Origin of the sequence: Paenibacillus sp. FSL R5-0701 (assembly GCF_037973995.1) — a bacterium.
Lineage (GTDB): Bacteria > Bacillota > Bacilli > Paenibacillales > Paenibacillaceae > Paenibacillus.
Genome location: NZ_CP150230.1, coordinates 7,025,558 through 7,045,193, shown reverse-complemented (window position 1 = coordinate 7,045,193; position 19,636 = coordinate 7,025,558). Strand labels below are relative to the sequence as shown.

Sequence of the window (19,636 nt, the reverse complement as noted above, 5' to 3'; positions counted from 1 at the left end):
AGGGAGGGCGGTAAGAAAATGAGCAAAACTAAAAAAATTCTTATCGCTGTTTCCTTGCTTGTGTTGGTATTTTCACTTGTCAGTCTTACGAGGACTTTCTTGCGAGATTATGCCGAGAAGCAGAAAATCGAAGAGTTAACAAAGGTTTGGAAAGAAGGATCAGAACAAGGGGGAGGGGATGCATTCCCCTCCCTTTTGTTCAATAAAGGCAATGAGCCGGTTATGCTTCCCGAATTTCGAGATCTTTACGAGAGGAACTCAGACATCGTCGGCTGGCTGAAGATTGACGGTACCCGAATTGAGTACCCGGTCATGCAGAGCCCACAGGATTCGGAGTACTATCTCAATCATGATTTTGATAAAAATGAAAACCAAGGCGGGCTTCCTTTTTTGGACGAGTCTAGTACGACCAACAATTCGGACATTTTGCTGATTCATGGTCATCACATGAAAAGTGGTTGGATGTTTAAAGATTTAATGAAGTACAAGAACAAAAGCTTCTATCAAGAACATGCAACGTTCCAGTTCAGCACGCTTTACGAAAAGGAAGAGTATGAGATTGTTGCCGTTATTCTGTCAAAAGTTTATCGCAAATCGGACGACGTGTTTAAATACTACCAGATTGAGAATGTAAGTGCGCCCGCCGAGTTCGATTCATATGTTCAGAATATCCAACAACTCTCTCTTTATGACACAGGCGTAACAGCACAGTATGGTGACAAGCTTATTGTACTGTCCACATGCGAGTATTCGACCGAAAACGGTAGGCTAGCGGTGGTGGCCCGAAAGCGTTAATTGGCGATGCTGAAACACAAAATCAATCTGCTTTATTTCGCGTTCTCTCCTTAGAGGACGCGATTTTTCTTTTTCTCGAAATAAGGTGCTCATGGACATGAAGGCCTGTTCCAGTCGTCAAAATGGGAAATGGCGTGTTAAATCGACAAATCTATGTTTCTATGATAGGGTTGAAGCATCCCATAGGCATTCTACTCTTCGGAGTAGAGTGCCTTCATGTATATTATGGGTGCTTACATTAAATGTATTTTAAAATCAATTGGATCGTATATGGAGGTGGTGATGCTATGTTTCTCTCTTCAGCCCCAACAGGGGATGGTTGGATGAGTATGAAAAATGTGAAAATATCATTTAATAAAGAGGAGCGAACATAGCATGACTACTAGTTTTCAAGCGGAGACCCGCATTCCATTAAATACATCCCGACTTAGGGATTTACGTAAATCCGGGCGTTTGCCAGGTATTGTTTTTGGCAAAAATACGGAGAATGAAATGATTCATATTCCAACAATACAATTTCAAAAATGGTTGAAGCAGGGTACGTCTGGTTTTATCGAACTGCAGTTTGAAGAGAAAGGCTCATTGACGGTATTGTTGGAAGATCTCCAGCGTGATCCAGTTACACGGGATTTACTTCATGTGGATTTTCAGCAGGTGCAGACCCATGAGATCATGCGGACAAAAATTCCTGTCAAGTTCAACGGCACACCGATTGGCACAAAACAGGGCGGAGTCGTGCAAGTTCAATTATCTTCTATTGAAGTGGAGGCATTGCCGAGACACTTGCCAACGTCGATTGAATTTGACATTAGTGCTATGGAACTTGGAGAAACGCTACATGTAAGTGATGCTACGTTTGCACCAGATGTGACGGTGATCTCTGAGGGGAATGAGTCTCTTCTCTCTGTAGTTAAACCTTAACAATTTCGAATTCGCAAAGCTGAATAAGTCAAAAATAGCCGTATGGGTGTTCATCCGTACGGCTATTTTGTGCTGATTATGAGATGTTCGCGTGCTCCCATCCTCACAAGGCGGGGAGTCTGGAATTCACCTCACGTATGTCTTTTGCTCGCGTACAAGCGCAATGATCCTTATATTTCGCTACCTTTTCAAAGTTCATTCGCAAAATTCAGGTGTAAAGTAGGTAGACTCAGGAAAGGTAATCACTATAATGGAAATAAGATACATATATAGTTGAACCTGAACCGCTAAGGTCATTGGCATAACATTTCTAAACAGGGCGGTGAGCGAAAAGAAATGGACAAATTAAAGAATAGCGGATTCTATAAACTGAGATTCTTCATCACTCCTGAAGAGTTTAAAAGCCTTTTGCAGCTTTTGGAGCATCGGCAAGCGCAATTCTATCGTACCAATGCTGCCCGAACAGAGCATGATTATAATCAGGTGTACGAGGAGTATCAGACGTTCTATCAGTATTTTGTGGCAGGAGAAAAGAGAGATGACATCCATCCCTTCTTTGTTTACTCTATTTCTATTGCATCAGATCAAGAAAGTTCAGGATTTTTTGTAAGAAATGAAGGGGTTTCTTTTCCATATCACGGACAATGGGCAGAGGATGAACTGCCGTGTATCTTGCTTTCATTTCCGAAAGGTTTTCAAGTTAATGTGGAAGATGAAAAAGGAAAGTACTATATTTATGAGGATATCCGGGACCATAAGCCGCTGACCTATGCATTTTTCGATGAAATAAGAGACTCTATCAAGAAAATGACCAAACCCCTTCGCTTCTCAGCCCTTGATGCAGATGCGATGAAGGAGCAAAAGCCCTCTGTGCGTATAAGCCATGATGCAATGCATGAATTGAGCCAATCGTGGATCTTCAGTAAATATAGACTTGTGATTCATGGCAAATAGGAGGGGCTGAAATGACGTTCGCCCTAAATATTATCTGTACCTGGGTACTGCTAGTTGCCTCATGTTCCGCAGTATGGTGGAGTTTCAGAAAAGAAAAGCTTATAACCATCTCATGGCTGGCATTTTTGCTACCGGCTGTCTTCCAGCTTGTTACGGCTTTCCGGATTGGTCCAGGCCAAGCAAAGTCACTCATCGTGTTTGGCTGCATCAATCTGGTGTCTGCTGCCCTTGTGGGTGCGGGTGTCTGGTATCTAGTCCAAATAGCCAATTCATATCGAAGGGGCAAATGATCAACGAATGGAAAGGGGAACTCTATTCATGAAGCCAATGCAAGAAATAGAGACACTGGCCATAGAGATCGCTGCTGCCGCCAGAAAGTCTTTTTGCACCCTTTTTGAAAATGGTGAACGTTACTATTATTGTACGTTATACACTACTGGCGAAGGACATGTGCCAAGCATCTCTGCCTGGTCGTGGGAAGCTTTGGCGTTGGAATCGGCTAGGCAAGCAGAGGAAAGTGATACGCCGGTATCCACGATTGCGGATCTCATCAAATGGTCGTATGCGGATTCGCCCTATTGTTGTTTTGGGGATGATCACTTTGACGGTGTCAAACAACGATATAACGAGCGTCCTTTCATTGCGGAACTGGAGAATGATGATTGGAATCGCGAGTTGGATGTGAGGCTGAACGCCATGGAGCTGGCGATGAAAATGCTCGATGATGAAGGCGTGTTTGCCTTAAATCAATCGCGAGAGTCCGTATGTGTCCTTGTTGAAGTCATGCCGCCGGATGAGATCAATACTGAAATCGCCTTACGTTTGAATCGGGCAGAATCTCCGGCTATGCAAGCATGGTTGGCGGAGGCGGCAGAATAGAAGCATCTGCAATTTGGAGAGTTTTGACCGTCTATGATGTACCGTTTCGACTTAATTAGCTCATTAAAATGATACTAACAGTAGGTCTATAATTCGCAAACCACCTTTGTACATTAAAGGGTGGTTTTTTTCGTGTTTGTCAACAGTGTACAAACACACTTTTTCTACCTTGTCCACATTTATACCTCACCAAAACTATTTAATTGCATTTAATAGACTATCAATAAAAAAGGAGGTTTTGAGAATGGGAAATAGAAGACCTGGAGCACCTAGAGGTGGTTATGACCCTGTTCAGATCTATAACTCGACTTCGTTTAATGCGAGTGGAGTAGTGGAGTATGCATCCATCTTTTGTAGCAACGATAGATATAGTGTTCAGCGTGACGAGACTTGGAGATCATCCGACCGTGGTGTGTGCCTGGTAACTAGAATCACCGCGACGGTTAGAATACCGAGTGGAAATATTGAGGCTGAACCGTATACCTCTTCTGGTACTTCGTACAGCCAGTTCGCCATTATACAGGTAGGGGTAAATCAGTTCCGAGTGACACGTGTTACAAGTGCGATTAGAAAATGCCGGAAATAACCGAAGAGGATTAATATCGAGATTAGGTACGAAACATGAAGAGACGACTTGCCCGGGCTAGCAGGCAGGTCGTCTTTTTTCGTTTTAGTGTTTCTTGTACCATAATATTCTGCGGTGCATCGAGGAGTCTTTCATAAGTCGGAAAGGGCGCAAATCCGGTTGATAATTGCCTTCGATAATCCAAATTCGCCGTTTCTTGTCGATGGCTATATCGAACCCAACTTGTCTAAGCATGGGGTAATGCTCTCCCAATCGTTTGGCAGCTAATCGTGCAACTTGTTCCGCTTTGACAAGTAAGCGCCGATCTCCAATTCGAGCTATTCTCAGTGCTTTAATAACGGGAATGGGGCGGTTATTCACATTGGTGACTTGGTATCCTTGTGCTGCGACTTTAGCATAGGAACCTGTCACGTTCCAAGTGGACGAGGAACCCTTTTTGCGCTGAACCATAATCCGAATGTCGAACGGCCTGTGTTTAATTTGAGCAAGCTGCAGACGCTTTTGGACGATATATTCATCACTTTTGTTTGTTTGTTCGAGCCATTCGAGTAACTGCTCGTTGTCTCTCATGGTGACTGTGTTATTTTCATTTTGAATACGATAAGCATTTGCACCGCTTCGTTTAATGAACAGGATACCCCTTCCGTAACTGCCATTGCGAGGCTTCAGTACAACGCTGGGATATTGAAGAAGCATCTTCGTTAGCGTATCCTTCTCAAGCAACTGTGTTTCTGGCAACCGTTCTGCAAGAGAGGGCTCATCGCGCAGAATGCCATACTGCAACCATTTGTCTCTTTCGAATAACATTGGAATCACAGCCTTTTTCAATCATCTACGGTCATTCTAATTCAAATTCGTGATCCGCATAAGTGGCCATTCGTCTAGATTTGTAAGTCGAAGCATGTCCAATCGGTCGATGGAGACAGAAGATGAACTATTTCGAGAAACGACTGCATTCTGGGGAGGCGTTCATTCACGCCATGCTGGTACATGTGCTGAAACGAGAGCCAAATGTGCAATTGTTTGAGTAGTGCTAGACTAACCCTCTACTAGTATTTTTCGCCTATAAACTAGCTTATAAAAGAGTGCAACTTTTTTACCAATATATATACAAGTTATTCGTTTACTGTATGCCTTTTCGGTGTTATACTCACAATATTCAAAAAAGAATCTGTGAAAATATGTCGAATTGAGGCTTATCAGGATGATTAGAGGTAGACAAAACGGCGAAACGATCATCCTCATTCCATCGCTTGAACCGGATGAGAGGCTTCCAGCCTATGTAAGGCAATTGCGAGAGTATGGATTTACGAATATTGTTATTGTGGACGACGGATCTGGTGAGGCCTACCAGTCGATTTTCGAGGAGCTTCGTGAGAACGGTTGTGCTCTGCTGACACATACGGAAAATCAGGGGAAGGGTGCGGCACTCAAGACCGGATTTGAATATATTGGGAAGCAATTCGACGCATCTTCCTTCGTCGTAACCGCTGATTCAGACGGACAACACGCAGCGGAGGATGTATACCGAATAGCCCAAGAAGCAAGGATTCATCCGGACTCATTGGTGCTCGGGGTAAGGAACTTCAGCGAGGGGAATATACCCCCAAAGTCCCTGTTAGGCAATCGGATGACCTCCTTTATTTTTGCCATGCTCTATGGTAAAAAGCTGTCAGATACCCAGACTGGGCTTCGTGCCTTCGGTCCAGGGTTACTTGCGTTTATGCAGGATGTTCGCGGCACTCGATTTGAATATGAGCTGCAGATGCTCATCTCGTGCATCCAATCGGGCATTCCGATTCATACCATGCCAATTCAAGTCATTTATGAAAATGGCAATGCAGGAACACATTTTAAAGCAGTCCAGGATAGTGCCCGAGTCATGGGTGTATTGTTCTCGAATTTCTTCCGCTTTATCTCTTCTTCCGTAGCCAGTTCTGTTGTGGATTTGGGCATTGCCTGGTTTTTGATCGACGCATTGCGGCCCATGTTGGGTGAGCAGCACTATTTAAGAATTCTGCTGGCAACCGTAATTGCGAGAATTATTTCCATTGTAGTCAACTATGTACTGAATAGATACTTTGTATTCCGCAAGGAGGATAGCCAAGGCAGTCTATGGCGCTATCTGACGTTATGCGGAGTAGTGATCTTGCTTTCCAGTACCGGTGTATATATATTCCATACCGTTCTCTTCGTAGATGAGAAATTGGCGAAATTCGTCTGTGATGCCTTGCTGTTCCTGCTCAGTTTCCAATTGCAGCGAAGATGGGTATTTGCAGCAAGGAGGAAACAGTTGTAGTGCAAAACGAAAAAAGGCAGAATATCTTTTTTGTCATCACGATGATCCTGATGTCGATTTATTTGGTATGGCGTACGTTCTTTACGTTGCCATGGGGTGAAGGCGTTCTGAACGTCATTTTTGGTATGCTGCTGATTGTGGCTGAGACGGTCACCGTACTGACAACCTTTGAATTATTCTTTCAAAAGATGCAAAAAGAACGTACACAGCTCGACTTTCCAATCGTTCCGCCGGAGTATTATCCGGATGTGGATGTATTTATTGCTACGCATAATGAGCCTGTTGATCTATTATATAAAACCGTTAATGCCTGTACGTTCATGGATTACCCGGACAAACAGAAGGTTCATATCTATCTCTGTGATGATGGAGCAAGACCTGAGGTGGAGGAGCTTGCCAAACAGTTTGGTGTGGGATATCTGGGGTTCCCCGGAAACAAGGATGCCAAGTCTGGTAATCTGAACAATGCACTGAGCAAAAGCTCTTCGCCGCTCATTGCAACGTTTGATGCGGATATGATTCCACAGCACACCTTTTTGATGAAAACGGTACCCTATTTCATGCTCTCCACGTTTATTAAGGAGAATGAGGTATGGCGTCCTCGCCGAGAGGACGAGATGGACCCTAAGTTCAAGCTTGGTCTGGTACAGACCCCGCAAAGTTTCTACAATCCGGATCTATTCCAGTTCAACCTGTATGCAGAGCAAGGTATTCCGAATGAACAGGATTTCTTCTCCAGAGAAGTGAACATCCTGCGGAATGCCTCCAATGCGGTAGCCTATACAGGAAGTAATACGATCATTTCCCGGCAGGGCATGGAAGACATCGGAGGTTTTCCACTCAATACAATCACTGAGGACTTTGAGACAAGCATCCGCTTGCAGCAGGAAGGTTATATTACCTACGCAACTCAAGAGGTTCAAGCTGCCGGGCAGACGACAACAACAGTGAAGAGTATGATTAAGCAACGGATTCGCTGGGCAAGGGGTATCATTCAGAGCCTGCAGAATACGCGTGCACCCTTATCTGGCAAGCTTCCTTTCTGGACGAGAGTGACCTACTTAAGCAGTTTCTTATACTGGTGGTCCTTCTTTAACCGGTTGATTTTCATTTTGGCACCTATTTTGTTTGCGTTATTCGACTTCCAGATTGTGAACACAACCTTCTGGCAAATCCTAATATTCTGGCTTCCATCTTATTTCTTCTATAGTGTATCCATGCGATATCTGTCCAGTAATATTCGGAATCAGCGATGGAGTCAGGTTATCGATACCATATTCATGCCTTATCTGATCTGGCCGGTTCTCCTGGAGACGCTGGGTATTCGTGAGAAAAAATTCAAGGTCACCAACAAAAGCAGAGCAAGCGGTCGACAATGGATGTCTGCTCTGTTATATGCACTTCCGCATATCTTCTTGCTGTTGCTTTCCATTGCAGCCGTGATTCGGTATGTGAATGGCAAGTACGGCATTGCGCTGTTCTTCAGTAGTATCATTATTTTCTGGCTAATTCATAACATGATTGCGCTATGTTACGCCCTGTTCTTCATGGTTGGCCGCCGTGCGTATCGGGAGACAGAACGGATTCGGGCGCAGGAAGATGTCACGATTCACGACCAAGCCAACAATCTGCGATATCAGGCCAAAACGGTGGATGTATCTGAGCAAGGTATTGCCTTCTATGTCCCTTATCCCATTTATTTGGCTGAGCAGAAGATCATCTCTCTGGTTGTCAAAACCGACCGGTATGAGGCCAATCTCGATGCAGTCATCGTTTATGTGAAACAGGATGGAGAGGGCTGGCGTTACTCCGCAACGGTTCAGCCGATTGATGAGAATGATAACCGACAATACATGCAAATCATCTACGACCGTAAACACTCATTGCCAGAGCAGATGAATCTGTGGGATACGGCTTATGACGATATGCTTCGCAATGTGAAAAAACGGATTGTTCAACCCAGATCGGATCAGCGAAAAATGCCGCGGCTTTCCCTTCAGCTTCCAGTTCATTTCACCAATGATGCTAGCTGTACGCTGCGTAGCTTCAATTATCGTTTCTTCTCCGCGACGGGTTTCCATGGTGATATTGCGGCAGGAGCGGTCGTTACTTTTTATACGAAGAGTAATATTGAAGTCATTTTGCAACATACGGGAAAAACGACAGCCCGTGAGCGCGAAGTGCTTCTCTCGGTGGAGAATATCGATGATATTGTGGAGAAGGGCCTGATCGACCAATTGCTGACTGATTTGATTCAGCCACATTCCGATCGTTCCACCAGAGAGGGTTAGGAGAGATAGAGATGCTCATTGTGCTTCATTTTGTGATGGGAGTTTTATTGATATTCTCCTTTCTTGGTTATATGCAGTTTGTACGGAAGACACTTTCACTACGTTGGGAGTTCATCCCTGTATTTGTGTTTTCCGCGATTGCCTGCCTTGTTTTTCTAAGTGGTTTGGTAGGGCAGCTCTTTACGGGCAGCCTTGTCATCCTGATTGCAGGTTTGCTTTTATATGGGGGAATGTTGTTTCTCAGGCTGCGCCGAGGGGCATCATTAAGGATGTCCTTTTCTATATTCCAATTTTCATTCCTGGCAGGGACTTTTGTTTTCTTGCTGGTGCTCTTTCAGAACCAATTAACACATTACGATAATTTCTCCCACTGGGCTATCGTATTGAAGCAGATGTTGAGTACAGATGCCTTTCCGACGCAAGACTCCAACCTGATTGATTTTAAAAACTATCCGCTGGGGACTTCGTCGTTTATTTATTATATCTGTCGCTTCATGGGGCACTCGCAGTCCGTAATGCTCTTGGCACAGGGATTACTTATCTTCTCCTGTTTTTATGCCATGTTTGGCATTGTTTCGGAGAAGAAACGCTTTCTTCTGTACGCTTTTCTCGGGCTCGGGTTATCTACACTTTCGTTTTTCAATCTTACGATTCGGATCACCAACCTGCTCGTGGATTTCTTGCTTCCGATCTACGCGCTCGCAATCCTGGCGGTGATCTACCAATATCGTAATGAGATCAAAAAGGCATGTATTGTTGTTCTTCCGCTTGCGGGATTACTGACCATCATCAAAAGCACGGGTATTATTTTCGCCGCGATCGGTCTGATTTTCCTAGTGTATACATGGCTAAAACATAAACAAAAGTTCGATTGGAAAACAGCGCTCGCTGTAGTGGGTACGATCTGCGGTGCGCTGATTCCCTACTTTGGCTGGAGCTGGCGAATGGCGACGGTGTTCCAAGGGATTGATAACAAGTTCGATGTGGCTACCTCGGGGATTCAAGCCGGCAAAACGCCAGAGCAGATGCGTGAGATTCTGTGGACTTTCCTGAAGGCCAGTACGGATCTGACGACACGGCCAGTGATCGGCATTGTTATTTTCCAGCTTATCGCGATTGCAGCATCTGTATTTGCCATCGTTGTGCTCAAGAAGAAGTGGAACTTGTGGAAAGCATTAATTGCTTTGGACGTTGTGCTGTTACTGTACTATGCGGGTATTCTGGCGTTGTATCTCTTCTCCATGCCATTGGATGAAGCAATTGTCCTGGCTGGATTTGAGCGTTATGCGTCCAGTATCGTGGTACTGTTCGCCGGTGGGCTGGTGTTGTGCGCTGCGATCGACCTGGAGCGATCATTCCACTATCGGATCGGTGAAGTACCAGATTATCAGTCCTTTAAGACGGTTGAGACGAAAGGCCATTATCAAAAAGGCATTATCGGCTGTATGGCGGTTGCGGCCACCATCCTTTTGTCCGAATATAATGGTATCGTGTCTATCGCCCAGAGCTATGATACAACGCTCCCTTACAAGATTCATGCGGTTACTGGTGATCGGTGGTACTCAGGTGGACAAGAGGATAATAACAGATATCTCTTCTACGCCTCAGACAGGGACCAACAGGTCACGAACTATTACATGCAATATGTAGGGAAGTATTTCTTGTATGCTCCTCATGTGGACGGGATTGTGTTGTTCTATGAGGATAATATGGATAACCTTCTGAGCGGCTATGATTATCTAGTGGTTGTCGAGACGGATCTCAATGCCAAGTGGTTGCTGAAAAAGCATTATGGCATCGACATGCAGGAGGGTATCTACAAAATCACCCGTTCCGGGGATCAGATCGTTCTTACGTTGACGTGAGATCATAGATGTTGAGATCCTGTTCCGGGTATCCGGTCAGGTAAGATGGAATACATGATTGTATATAGAGTCTCCTTAAATATAGCCCGCTATAGCTAATACCTATAGCGGGCTATAACTCTTTCGTAGAACAGCTATTCCGATCGGATATGTTATATTTAATTCTATAATGATAAACGGGGAGATTAAACTATGAGCCTACAAACAGAACCTAAACAACGAACAGTCACTCCATTTCGATATGATATTGTGGGCAGTTTCCTGCGCCCGAGTGCGTTGAAGGATGCCCGATTAAAATACCAGAACGGCGAAATTACCACGGAACAGTTGAATGAAGTGGAGAACGCCGAGATTGTGAAACTTGTACAGAAGCAAAAAGAGGTTGGCCTTCAGGCTGTAACGGACGGCGAATTCCGCCGCTCTTGGTGGCATCTGGACTTCTTCTGGGGACTGGATGGTGTAGAGCGGACGATCATTGAGGAAGGCTACCGATTCAACGGTGCGACATCCAGACCGGAAACAGCTCGTCTGAGCGGCAAAATCAGCTATAGCAGTCATCCATTTGTAGCGCATTATGCCTTCTTAAAAGAAGCGGCTGGGGAAGACGTTGTTGCCCGTCAGTCCATCCCAGCAGCTGCACAGTTCCTATTCGAATTGGACCGGGCAGATAACAAGGAAAGCACACAGGCCATCTATCCGAACCGCCAAGAGCTGCTCTCGGACATTGCCGGGGCGTACAAAGCATCCATCTTGGCCTTTTATGAAGCCGGCTGCCGCAGCATCCAGATTGATGATTGCACGTGGGGTGCACTCTGTGACCAACAGTTCATCACAGTGATGGAGCAGATTGGCGTTAATGTGGAAGAGTACGCCAACGAACTCGCAAAACTGAACGAAGATATGGTATCTGGCCTGCCGGAAGACCTCGTGGTAACCACTCATGTCTGCCGCGGTAATTATGTTTCGACATTTGCAGGAGTCGGTGGCGGTTACGAGCCGATTGCGCAGACACTTCTGAGCATCGATAACTACTCTGGTTTCTATCTGGAGTTTGATACGGAACGGGCTGGTGACTTCAAACCACTTCGTTTCCTGAAGGACAATCAGCAGGTTGTACTTGGCCTCTTCTCTTCCAAATTCGGAGAGTTGGAGAACAAGGAAGATATCCTGAAACGGATTGAGGAAGCTACACAATATGTTGATCTGGATCGAATCTGCCTGAGTCCACAATGCGGCTTCGCTTCCACGGAAGAAGGCAACCATCTGACCGAGGAACAGCAATGGCGCAAGCTTGCCTTCATTAAGGAAATTGCCGAAGAGCTTTGGAAGTAAGGAAGTAAAATTTCTTATCTTCATTCGTCACTAATCACATGTTGTGTATGAACAAAAACAACTGCGAAATAGCTGTACGGACAACATCCGTATGGCTTTTTAGTGTAATCTTTTTCGAAGTGAATGTTAATATTAAATGTGCTCATCCGCTTCAATAATTTGATCAGAATCCATAGTATGCAGGTCACCAAATAAGATACAATGATACTGTAGAAATACTGTAGAAATCCATTCAAAAGTGGTGAATTCATGAAAGAATTGCACAGTCAGATGAATCGGAAAACGTATTATATTTCAATGCTAGCGATTATTGCTCTGATGTTATCGGGATTAATCCTGTCCACGACAGAATTGAATGGGATTACCGTGGGTTATATGATCCATTGCTTATGCGTAACCGTTCTCACTGTATGTTTATTGATATATCCCAAGTTTGAGACGTTTCCCTTCAGATTGAGCATCATTCTGATCGGATTTGCATACTTCTATACGCTTGCTCTTTTATATCCCCAGTCTTGGACAACCTACATTCTCATAAGTCTACTTCCAGCCCTCGCCATCCTGTTCTATGATCTGAAATTATTTTATTTCTCGTTAATTCTCAATGGAATATTGCTCCTCATTACGTTTGGTTATAATCTTCTGTATAACCAAGGGAATGAGTATGCATATATACATACAGATGTGGTAGGCAATTTTATCAATATTATGGGAAGTCAGGTCATTTTATTTCTTATTTTTCATCTGAGCGTTTCTCGAATGAAAAAGCAGGAACTTTATTTTGAGCAGCTACAACAAACAGAGCGTTTGAAGATGATCGCTCATCTAACAGCTGCTGTCGCTCATGAGATTCGTAATCCAGTGACGGTGGTGCGAGGTTTTTTGCAGCTATATCGAGAGGATCACTCTTTTGAGCAGCCGGTGAGGAATAAGTTTGCCTTAATGATTGATGAACTGAATACTGTCGAACAGGTGACCTCTCAATTTCTGACCCTTGCCAAACCCAATAGAGAACTGAGACCAGAGAAGGTCGATGTAAGGGAGGTCCTTGAAGGTGTGACGGGTCTGCTCAGCTCCTATGCGATGTTATCGGGCAAACATATGGATGTGAAGGTGGATGAGGATTGCATAATTCTTATTAATACAATTGAATTCAAGCAGTTGCTGATCAATCTTATCAAAAATGCATTAGAAGCTTCGAATGCGGGTACAACCGTCCACGTAACAGCGAAGCGAGTGAAGCAATGGGTAGAGATAAGGATCTCGGATCAGGGAAGCGGCATGACGGAGGAAGAGGTGAAGTCACTGGGGACTCCGTTTTATTCATTGAAAACAAATGGAACGGGGCTTGGATTGATGATCTGCTATAATATCGTGGAAAAGTATGAGGGAACGATCGAATATCAAAGCGCAAAAGGTCAGGGGACCTCGGTGACGATTCGCTTTGTAGCTAGAACGGATTAGGCATAAAAATAAGATAGCGACAGTTAGGACAAAAGGATCGTTGTTTCAACTGCCGCTATTCGTCTATCTCGCATGATATCGCCCTTTGGGCACCACCATCGGTGATCCCGAGACGGGGTCTTCTATGACCGTACATTCTAATCCGAAAATGTCTTTAACCTGTGGGGCAGTTATGACCTCTGCGGGTTTACCCTCAGCCACAAGTTTTCCGGTGTGAAGCGCAAAGATATGATCTGCATACCGTGCTGCTAAGTTGATATCGTGCAGTACCATTACAATGGTCGTTCCGTGTTTGCGATTCAGCTCGGTAAGCAGATCCAGAATCTCGATTTGATATGTGATATCCAAGAAGGTTGTAGGCTCATCGAGAAAAAGGATATCCGTCTGTTGCGCTAGCGCCATCGCAATCCACACACGCTGACGTTGGCCGCCCGAGAGTTCATCAATATTGTGATTGGCAAACTCGGTAATGTTCATGATGGTCATGGCTTCAGCGACAGCCTCATAATCCTTCTTGGTCCAGCCACTGAACAAGGATTGGTGTGGAAACCTTCCACGGCCCACCAGATCGGCTACCGAAATGCCTTCCGGAACAATAGGAGACTGCGGGAGTAATCCGATCACACGAGCCAATTGCTTGGGCGGGATCTTGCTAATGGCTTTGCCATCCAGTGTAATGCTGCCAGATATAGGCTTAATGAGTCTGGCCATTGTTTTCAAAAGGGTAGACTTACCGCAACCATTAGAGCCAATAATGACGCTTATTTGGTTACTCGGTATTACGATGTCCACACCGTGGATAATGGTTTTATTTTCATATCCGGCAACGAGTTGTTTCGCTTCAAATACATGTGTCGGTTTCATTATAACTCCCCCTTACGATTCATTCGGATTAACAGGAAGATCAGATACGGTGCTCCGAGCAATCCGGTAATGACGCCTACGGGGAATCTGTACTCAAAAGCAAACTGTCCGATAAGATCTGAGGCTAGAACCAGATTAACGCCAACCAAACCTGCCGGGATGATGTTCGAGGAGCCAACACCTACGAGCCTCTTCGCGATAGGTCCCGCAAGGAAGGAGACAAAGGCGATCGGACCTGTAGTCGCGGTAGCAATGGCAACCATGCAGACGGAACTCACAATGAGTGCAATTCTGGTTTTGTCCGTATCCACACCTAGGGAGAATGCCGATTGTTCTCCGAGTTCCAATATACTGAGGTGTTTGCCCAACATCATGATGATAGGTGTGCAGATCAGTACGGTAATCACGAGAGGCGGCAGTGCACTCATCTGAGAACCGTTCAGACTGCCTGTGAGCCATCGGATTGCAGCAGGAATATCCTTTTCAGAACTAACCAGTAAGAGATAGGAGATTACTGCATCAAGCATAGCTTGAATACCAATCCCGATAAGTATTAACCGTCCGATGGAGAACACTTTTCCTCTGGAAAGTACATATATGAATAATACCGTAGCCAGACCTGCAATCACTGAAGCCAAGGAAACCATAGCTCCGCTTGCATGAAGTACGACGATACAAAACACAGCAGCAGCGCTTGAACCTGACGTGATCCCGATAACATTAGGATTCGCCAGCGGGTTCCGCAACATGGTCTGGAAGGTATAACCTGCAATACCGAAGGCAAATCCGGCAAAGAGACCTGTAAGCATTCTCGGTAAACGTATGGTATTTACGGCAAAAGATACACCTTTGATCTTCTCTCCCGAAAGGGAGCTAATGACATCTTTGACCGGATAGATTGTGTTGCCGAGCAGAAGCATGGCGCAGCAAAGAGCACATGCAAGTATGGCAAGGAGACTGGTGACAAGTATCCAGCGGCGACGTCGATGACGTCTGCCCGCCATAATAAATTCAATCGATTGATCTCTCATAATGAACGCACTTTCGATCGCATCGCGAGGATGATTAATATTGGAGCACCTATAAAGGCAGTAACGACACCGACTTCAAGCTCTCCAGGGTTGCTGATGAGTCTGCCACCAACATCGGATATCGTTAGAATGATCGCTCCAGCTATGGCTGACATGGGTATGACAAAACGTAAATCGGGCCCCAGTATAAGGCGTATGACGTGGGTGGATAACAATCCGATGAAACCAATCGGTCCAGCAAGAGCAGTAGCTGCTCCGCATAATAAAACCCCTGCAAGGGCTGCAATGAATCGAAGTGTTCCTGTGCGAACACCGAGTCCTGTTGCAACATCATCACCCAGCGCCAGCGCATTTAGTGCCGGAGCCGTAAGAAATGCAATGAGTACGCCGATGAGCAGAAACGGGATGAACGTACTGATTCCACTCCAGGTTGCCGATCCTACGCTGCCCACTTGCCAGAACCTGAACTGGTCCATGACATACGAACGAGGGATCATAATGGCGGTGACGAGTGAGGAGAGCGCGGCACTTATGGCCGCTCCGGCCAAAACAAGCTTAATGGGCGTAGCTCCGCCACGCCCCATTGAGCCGATTCCGAATACAAACACAGCCGTTATTGCAGCCCCGGCCAGTGCCAGCCAGATATATTGATTGGCGCTGCTGATGTTCAGGAAGGCAATACCGATAACCACAAACAGGGATGCCCCTGTATTGACGCCCAATATGCTTGGGTCGGCAAGTGGGTTCCGGGTAACGGCTTGCATCAGTGCTCCTGATACGCCGAGTGCTACCCCGCATAACAAGCTGAAGACTGTTCGGGAGATCCGTTTGCGCACGATGTTTGCCCCATATGAATCTACTTCCGGGTGAAATAATCCGTCGATTAACTCATGAAACCTCACGGGTCTAGAGCCAAAGACCAGTGAGGCAATCAGAGTTGCAGCGAGCAGAATGAAACAAATGACTAATACCAAGATGAAGTTCTTGGGGACATGTGCTCGTATGTGATTATCGTTCGAAAGCGATGTACTATTCATTGATCTTGTCGATAGCTCCACTAATCAATTTCAGGTAATCATCAATAGTATAAGAGATGGAAAGTGGGTTTGGCGTTCCAGCAGCAACCAAAGGTGTATCTGCTTCAATGAACGCTACCGAACCACGTTTAACCGCAGGGATTTTACCCAGCAAAGGATCAGCCTGAATAGCTTTCAATAACTCGGCATCTCCGTATCCAACGAGGATATCTGCATCATTAAGGGCTTCAGCATTCTCTGCACTTAAGCTCAGGGAGTAGCTATTAGGGTCAGTAATTTGGCTTGTGATGCTCTCGGGGACAACCAATCCCAGCTCACCCAAGAAAGATACACGAGAATCGACAGGTGTATAGATATGAAGTTTGGACATGTCTTCAGCGGAGAAGTTAACCCAAACCACTTTTTTGTCTTTGATCTGAGGATACGCGGCTAATTTTTCGTTGACCATGGCCTCTGTATCTTTGATCAGTTGCTCACCTTCTGCTTCCATACCCATACCCTTCGCATTGAACGTAACCTGCTCACGCCATGTTGTTGCCCATGGAGCCGTTGGGTAAGCTACAACCGGAGCAATTTCACTAAGAAGATCGTAGTCTTCCTGAGTGATACCGGAGTATGCTGCAAGAATAACATCCGGATTGGAATCGGAAATGGCTTCAAAATCAAGTCCGTCCGTATCTTGGAAAACGTTCGGGTCGGTTACACCGAGTTCATCAAGTTTCTTCGCTGTCCAAGGCAGCAGTCCGCTGTCGTCCTGAACACCAAAGTTAGCTGCCGAGAAGCCTACAGGAACTTTTCCAAGCGCGAGAACGACATCTTGGTTTGCCCATTGTACAGTAGCTACACGCTCAGGCTTTTTCTCAATAACCGTTTCGCCCAGTGCATGCTTGATTGTAATTGGATATCCGGTATTCTCATCTGTAGCGGCTGGTGTTTCTGTAGCTGGAGTTGCCGAATCACTTGCAGCAGGAGTTGCTGCTGGCTCAGCTGTTTGGTTTCCACAACCTACCAATGCCAGGATAAAGACCATTGAAACCAGTAACGCCATTAATGGAAACTTTCTCTTTGTATTCATGTGTTTCCCCTTCCTGAATCTAAAATATATTTGGTAGTGCTTAACATCCTGATTGATCAGTTACATCCTTTAAGATGCATAAAATAGATATATAAAACGTTTTATATACCTGATAATGATTATCAACATCAATAAATATATCTTTTTATCAAAGGGAGTGTCAATGAAAAAATTGTAAAGGCTCATATCATATTAGGGGTTTCTATTAGAAAGGGATGAACATATTATCGATGTATTGCATTCCAGATCATGGTATATTTCTAGTATTAAATAATGTAAGGAGATAGCCATGAGTCGTACACTAGTTTTTTCACTAAAAGTAATACCTCTGCTGTTAACTATGATCCTTCTGTTTTCCCTAATTCCTGTAGATCCTGCCCAGGCAGAGGGTGAAGTTGCGAACATTGAGGATGCTGTAGTAAAAAGTCAGTTGAACCTTAATTGGTCTTCGTTGGATGAGTTAAATAGTGGATTTTCCCATTCCATTGCCTATGGTGGAGGGATTTATATGATGCCAGCTGCTGGAGGCTATGTGAAAACGTCAAAGAATGGGGTTACATGGAAGACAATCTATACAGGAAATCCAGTAGATTTTAGTTTGATTATTCGTGGAAAGTCTGAATTCATGGGTTTTCGTGAGGAAACAGACAATGTAACCGTATGGACATCCACTGATGGTCTGTCATGGAAGAAGTTAAATAATCCAATACATATAAGATTTTTAAAAGACGCCGTATGGAACGGAAAACGATATATTGCAGTTGGTGGAACCACATATGAAGGAAAGATTTTGTCTTCAGAGGATGGATTAACGTGGACCGAACGAAAAACAGGAATCTCCACCAATTTTACAGCCGTAGCATGGGGCAATAATACCTTCGTAGCTCAAGGTTATGAAGGCGGAGTTGTAGCGTTATCTAAAGACGGAATCACCTGGAAAAAGGTGAAGACCAATCAGCCTAATTATGAGCAAGTTTGGGATATGACCTATGGCGGTGGAGCTTTTGTTGCTGTAGGGGATGCAACGATCATGACCTCGAAGGATGGACAGAAATGGACATACGTATCGTCCAAAGCCTTTTGGTCCAAGGTGTACTGGGCAAAGGACAGGTTTTATATGTTTGGTTTTGAATATGTGAATAAAGCCAATCATGTCCTGAAGGAGGTCAACTGGACATCCAAGGATGGTAAGAGCTGGAGCGATGCTGGGTTTGCAACTAGCCCTAAGCAAAACCCTTTTTTTACCATTTACAACGGCAAACAGTATATAACGATTACGGATGCTGGTATTCAAACATCTGCGGATGGGCGCAAATGGAAGCTGACAAAGCGATATCCTTTTGTGCTTCCGAGTAACGTATATGAAGCAGCAGTGAGCAAGGATAGGCTGGTGCTGGTGGGTGGGTATCGTAGCCAGCTTAACTTCCTTTCCGTCAGCTCGCAGGGTTCTGCAAAGATGAACACGGCTGGCAAATGGCAATCTTCTTATGTGGATCAAGCGTATCCACTTCGGGGAGTTGTATGGTCAGGGAAGGACTTTTTTGCGGTAGGAGATAACGGGAAGATGATGTCCTCTGTTGATGGAGTAAAGTGGACAGTCATTAAATCACCGACAACTCGATCACTTACGAGTGTGTTATATGCCAATAATACGTATTACGTGGCAGGGGAGGCTGGCACGATTCTTTCTTCCAAGGATCGGAAGACGTGGAGAACCTTGAACACTAATGTAAAGAAAAAAATCAATGCGATGGCATCAAACGGCAAAACACTGGTAGCCGTTGGAGAAAAAGGGCTTTTGCTCGTCTCCGAGGATGGTCTGAAGTGGAACGAAATCCCGGCACGGTTTCCTGGACATAATTTCGATGTGGTATGGGGTGATGGAAAGTTTGTCGTGACCACTGCCAGTCACTATGGGAATGCACAGAGTGCGGTTATTTTGACTTCAGAGGACGGTAAGAAATGGGCGAGGACAGAGTTCCGTGATGAATTATATGCTCGTGGAATGAACACTGGATTCTTTGGCATCTCATACGTGGGCAATCTCTTCATTGCTGTTGGCAGTGAAGGTTCCATCTTCCTTTCCGATGACGCTGAGAAATGGACCAAGCAGGATGTCTTGACGGTAGACGATTGGTACGATGCGGTGGAGTTTAAAGGGAAAGTGTACGTCTTTGGAAATACAGGTAAAATCGTTACGGCTGACCTCAACTCCTTGAAACGGAGCCACTAATTTAAGATGC

At 45.0% G+C, this 19,636-nt stretch carries 17 protein-coding genes; 12 read left to right on the top strand and 5 right to left on the bottom strand.

From position 1 onward, the window contains the following. Window positions 1-18 precede the first annotated feature (18 nt). The 6 genes from srtB (at window position 19) to MKZ13_RS30915 (ending at window position 4,135) form a co-directional block, all read left to right on the top strand. Window positions 19-795, top strand: coding sequence for a class B sortase (gene srtB / locus MKZ13_RS30940; RefSeq protein WP_339180833.1), 777 nt, complete (start codon window positions 19-21; stop codon window positions 793-795). A 375-nt stretch (window positions 796-1,170) separates the two neighbouring features. Then, a complete protein-coding gene (locus tag MKZ13_RS30935) occupies window positions 1,171-1,716 on the top strand; it encodes a 50S ribosomal protein L25 (protein ID WP_339180830.1) in 546 nt (181 codons plus the stop codon). Window positions 1,717-2,052: 336 nt separating this feature from the next. Beyond that, window positions 2,053-2,670 carry a hypothetical protein gene (locus tag MKZ13_RS30930; protein WP_339180828.1) on the top strand — a complete coding sequence of 206 codons (618 nt, stop codon included), beginning with the start codon at window positions 2,053-2,055 and terminating at the stop codon, window positions 2,668-2,670. Between the two features lie 11 nt (window positions 2,671-2,681). After that, window positions 2,682-2,960: a hypothetical protein gene (locus MKZ13_RS30925; RefSeq protein ID WP_339180826.1), complete on the top strand. Its 279-nt coding sequence runs from the start codon at window positions 2,682-2,684 to the stop codon at window positions 2,958-2,960. 28 nt (window positions 2,961-2,988) lie between these two features. Then, entirely contained in the window at window positions 2,989-3,549 is a 561-nt protein-coding gene (locus tag MKZ13_RS30920; RefSeq protein WP_339180824.1) for a DUF4303 domain-containing protein, read from the top strand. 244 nt (window positions 3,550-3,793) lie between these two features. Beyond that, a complete protein-coding gene (locus MKZ13_RS30915; RefSeq protein WP_339180821.1) occupies window positions 3,794-4,135 on the top strand; it encodes a hypothetical protein in 342 nt (113 codons plus the stop codon). Between the two features lie 84 nt (window positions 4,136-4,219). On the opposite strand, the gene MKZ13_RS30910 is transcribed toward MKZ13_RS30915, so the two are convergent. Further along, window positions 4,220-4,942 carry a YheC/YheD family protein gene (locus MKZ13_RS30910; protein ID WP_339180819.1) on the bottom strand — a complete coding sequence of 241 codons (723 nt, stop codon included), beginning with the start codon at window positions 4,940-4,942 and terminating at the stop codon, window positions 4,220-4,222. A gap of 397 nt (window positions 4,943-5,339) precedes the next feature. Between MKZ13_RS30910 and MKZ13_RS30905 the strand changes: the two genes are divergently transcribed. From MKZ13_RS30905 to MKZ13_RS30885, 5 genes are all read left to right on the top strand, one after another. Further along, the gene (locus tag MKZ13_RS30905; protein ID WP_339180817.1) at window positions 5,340-6,434 is read left to right on the top strand and encodes a bifunctional glycosyltransferase family 2/GtrA family protein; all 1,095 of its coding nucleotides are present in this window, start codon (window positions 5,340-5,342) and stop codon (window positions 6,432-6,434) included. Beyond that, window positions 6,434-8,725, top strand: a complete 2,292-nt coding sequence (locus MKZ13_RS30900; protein WP_221820180.1) for a glycosyltransferase family 2 protein — start codon at window positions 6,434-6,436, stop codon at window positions 8,723-8,725. The genes MKZ13_RS30905 and MKZ13_RS30900 overlap by 1 nt, the downstream gene beginning before the upstream one ends. A gap of 11 nt (window positions 8,726-8,736) precedes the next feature. Next, the gene (locus tag MKZ13_RS30895) at window positions 8,737-10,590 is read left to right on the top strand and encodes a hypothetical protein (RefSeq protein WP_339180815.1); all 1,854 of its coding nucleotides are present in this window, start codon (window positions 8,737-8,739) and stop codon (window positions 10,588-10,590) included. Between the two features lie 192 nt (window positions 10,591-10,782). Beyond that, entirely contained in the window at window positions 10,783-11,922 is a 1,140-nt protein-coding gene (locus MKZ13_RS30890) for a 5-methyltetrahydropteroyltriglutamate--homocysteine S-methyltransferase (RefSeq protein ID WP_339180813.1), read from the top strand. Window positions 11,923-12,171: 249 nt separating this feature from the next. After that, the gene (locus MKZ13_RS30885; protein ID WP_339180810.1) at window positions 12,172-13,386 is read left to right on the top strand and encodes a HAMP domain-containing sensor histidine kinase; all 1,215 of its coding nucleotides are present in this window, start codon (window positions 12,172-12,174) and stop codon (window positions 13,384-13,386) included. Between the two features lie 63 nt (window positions 13,387-13,449). On the opposite strand, the gene MKZ13_RS30880 is transcribed toward MKZ13_RS30885, so the two are convergent. The 4 genes from MKZ13_RS30880 to MKZ13_RS30865 are packed head-to-tail and all read right to left on the bottom strand — an operon-like array spanning window position 13,450 to window position 17,393. Then, window positions 13,450-14,250: an ABC transporter ATP-binding protein gene (locus MKZ13_RS30880; RefSeq protein ID WP_339180807.1), complete on the bottom strand. Its 801-nt coding sequence runs from the start codon at window positions 14,248-14,250 to the stop codon at window positions 13,450-13,452. Continuing rightward, entirely contained in the window at window positions 14,250-15,281 is a 1,032-nt protein-coding gene (locus MKZ13_RS30875; protein WP_339180804.1) for an iron chelate uptake ABC transporter family permease subunit, read from the bottom strand. Before MKZ13_RS30875 ends, MKZ13_RS30880 begins: the two co-directional genes overlap by 1 nt. Continuing rightward, the gene (locus MKZ13_RS30870; protein WP_339180801.1) at window positions 15,278-16,318 is read right to left on the bottom strand and encodes an iron ABC transporter permease; all 1,041 of its coding nucleotides are present in this window, start codon (window positions 16,316-16,318) and stop codon (window positions 15,278-15,280) included. Before MKZ13_RS30870 ends, MKZ13_RS30875 begins: the two co-directional genes overlap by 4 nt. Continuing rightward, window positions 16,311-17,393, bottom strand: a complete 1,083-nt coding sequence (locus MKZ13_RS30865; RefSeq protein ID WP_339180799.1) for an iron-siderophore ABC transporter substrate-binding protein — start codon at window positions 17,391-17,393, stop codon at window positions 16,311-16,313. The genes MKZ13_RS30870 and MKZ13_RS30865 overlap by 8 nt, the downstream gene beginning before the upstream one ends. Window positions 17,394-17,682: 289 nt before the next feature. Between MKZ13_RS30865 and MKZ13_RS30860 the strand changes: the two genes are divergently transcribed. Further along, window positions 17,683-19,626: a hypothetical protein gene (locus MKZ13_RS30860; RefSeq protein ID WP_339180796.1), complete on the top strand. Its 1,944-nt coding sequence runs from the start codon at window positions 17,683-17,685 to the stop codon at window positions 19,624-19,626. Window positions 19,627-19,636: the final 10 nt, after the last annotated feature.

What these genes read in the sequence shown, in the direction of transcription:
- srtB (WP_339180833.1), top strand. Translation starts at nt 19, where the DNA reads ATGAGCAAAACTAAAAAAATTCTTATCGCTGTTTCCTTGCTTGTGTTG.
- MKZ13_RS30935 (WP_339180830.1), top strand. Translation starts at nt 1,171, where the DNA reads ATGACTACTAGTTTTCAAGCGGAGACCCGCATTCCATTAAATACATCC.
- MKZ13_RS30930 (WP_339180828.1), top strand. Translation starts at nt 2,053, where the DNA reads ATGGACAAATTAAAGAATAGCGGATTCTATAAACTGAGATTCTTCATC.
- MKZ13_RS30925 (WP_339180826.1), top strand. Translation starts at nt 2,682, where the DNA reads ATGACGTTCGCCCTAAATATTATCTGTACCTGGGTACTGCTAGTTGCC.
- MKZ13_RS30920 (WP_339180824.1), top strand. Translation starts at nt 2,989, where the DNA reads ATGAAGCCAATGCAAGAAATAGAGACACTGGCCATAGAGATCGCTGCT.
- MKZ13_RS30915 (WP_339180821.1), top strand. Translation starts at nt 3,794, where the DNA reads ATGGGAAATAGAAGACCTGGAGCACCTAGAGGTGGTTATGACCCTGTT.
- MKZ13_RS30910 (WP_339180819.1), bottom strand. Translation starts at nt 4,942, where the DNA reads ATGTTATTCGAAAGAGACAAATGGTTGCAGTATGGCATTCTGCGCGAT.
- MKZ13_RS30905 (WP_339180817.1), top strand. Translation starts at nt 5,340, where the DNA reads ATGATTAGAGGTAGACAAAACGGCGAAACGATCATCCTCATTCCATCG.
- MKZ13_RS30895 (WP_339180815.1), top strand. Translation starts at nt 8,737, where the DNA reads ATGCTCATTGTGCTTCATTTTGTGATGGGAGTTTTATTGATATTCTCC.
- MKZ13_RS30890 (WP_339180813.1), top strand. Translation starts at nt 10,783, where the DNA reads ATGAGCCTACAAACAGAACCTAAACAACGAACAGTCACTCCATTTCGA.
- MKZ13_RS30885 (WP_339180810.1), top strand. Translation starts at nt 12,172, where the DNA reads ATGAAAGAATTGCACAGTCAGATGAATCGGAAAACGTATTATATTTCA.
- MKZ13_RS30880 (WP_339180807.1), bottom strand. Translation starts at nt 14,250, where the DNA reads ATGAAACCGACACATGTATTTGAAGCGAAACAACTCGTTGCCGGATAT.
- MKZ13_RS30875 (WP_339180804.1), bottom strand. Translation starts at nt 15,281, where the DNA reads ATGAGAGATCAATCGATTGAATTTATTATGGCGGGCAGACGTCATCGA.
- MKZ13_RS30870 (WP_339180801.1), bottom strand. Translation starts at nt 16,318, where the DNA reads ATGAATAGTACATCGCTTTCGAACGATAATCACATACGAGCACATGTC.
- MKZ13_RS30865 (WP_339180799.1), bottom strand. Translation starts at nt 17,393, where the DNA reads ATGAATACAAAGAGAAAGTTTCCATTAATGGCGTTACTGGTTTCAATG.
- MKZ13_RS30860 (WP_339180796.1), top strand. Translation starts at nt 17,683, where the DNA reads ATGAGTCGTACACTAGTTTTTTCACTAAAAGTAATACCTCTGCTGTTA.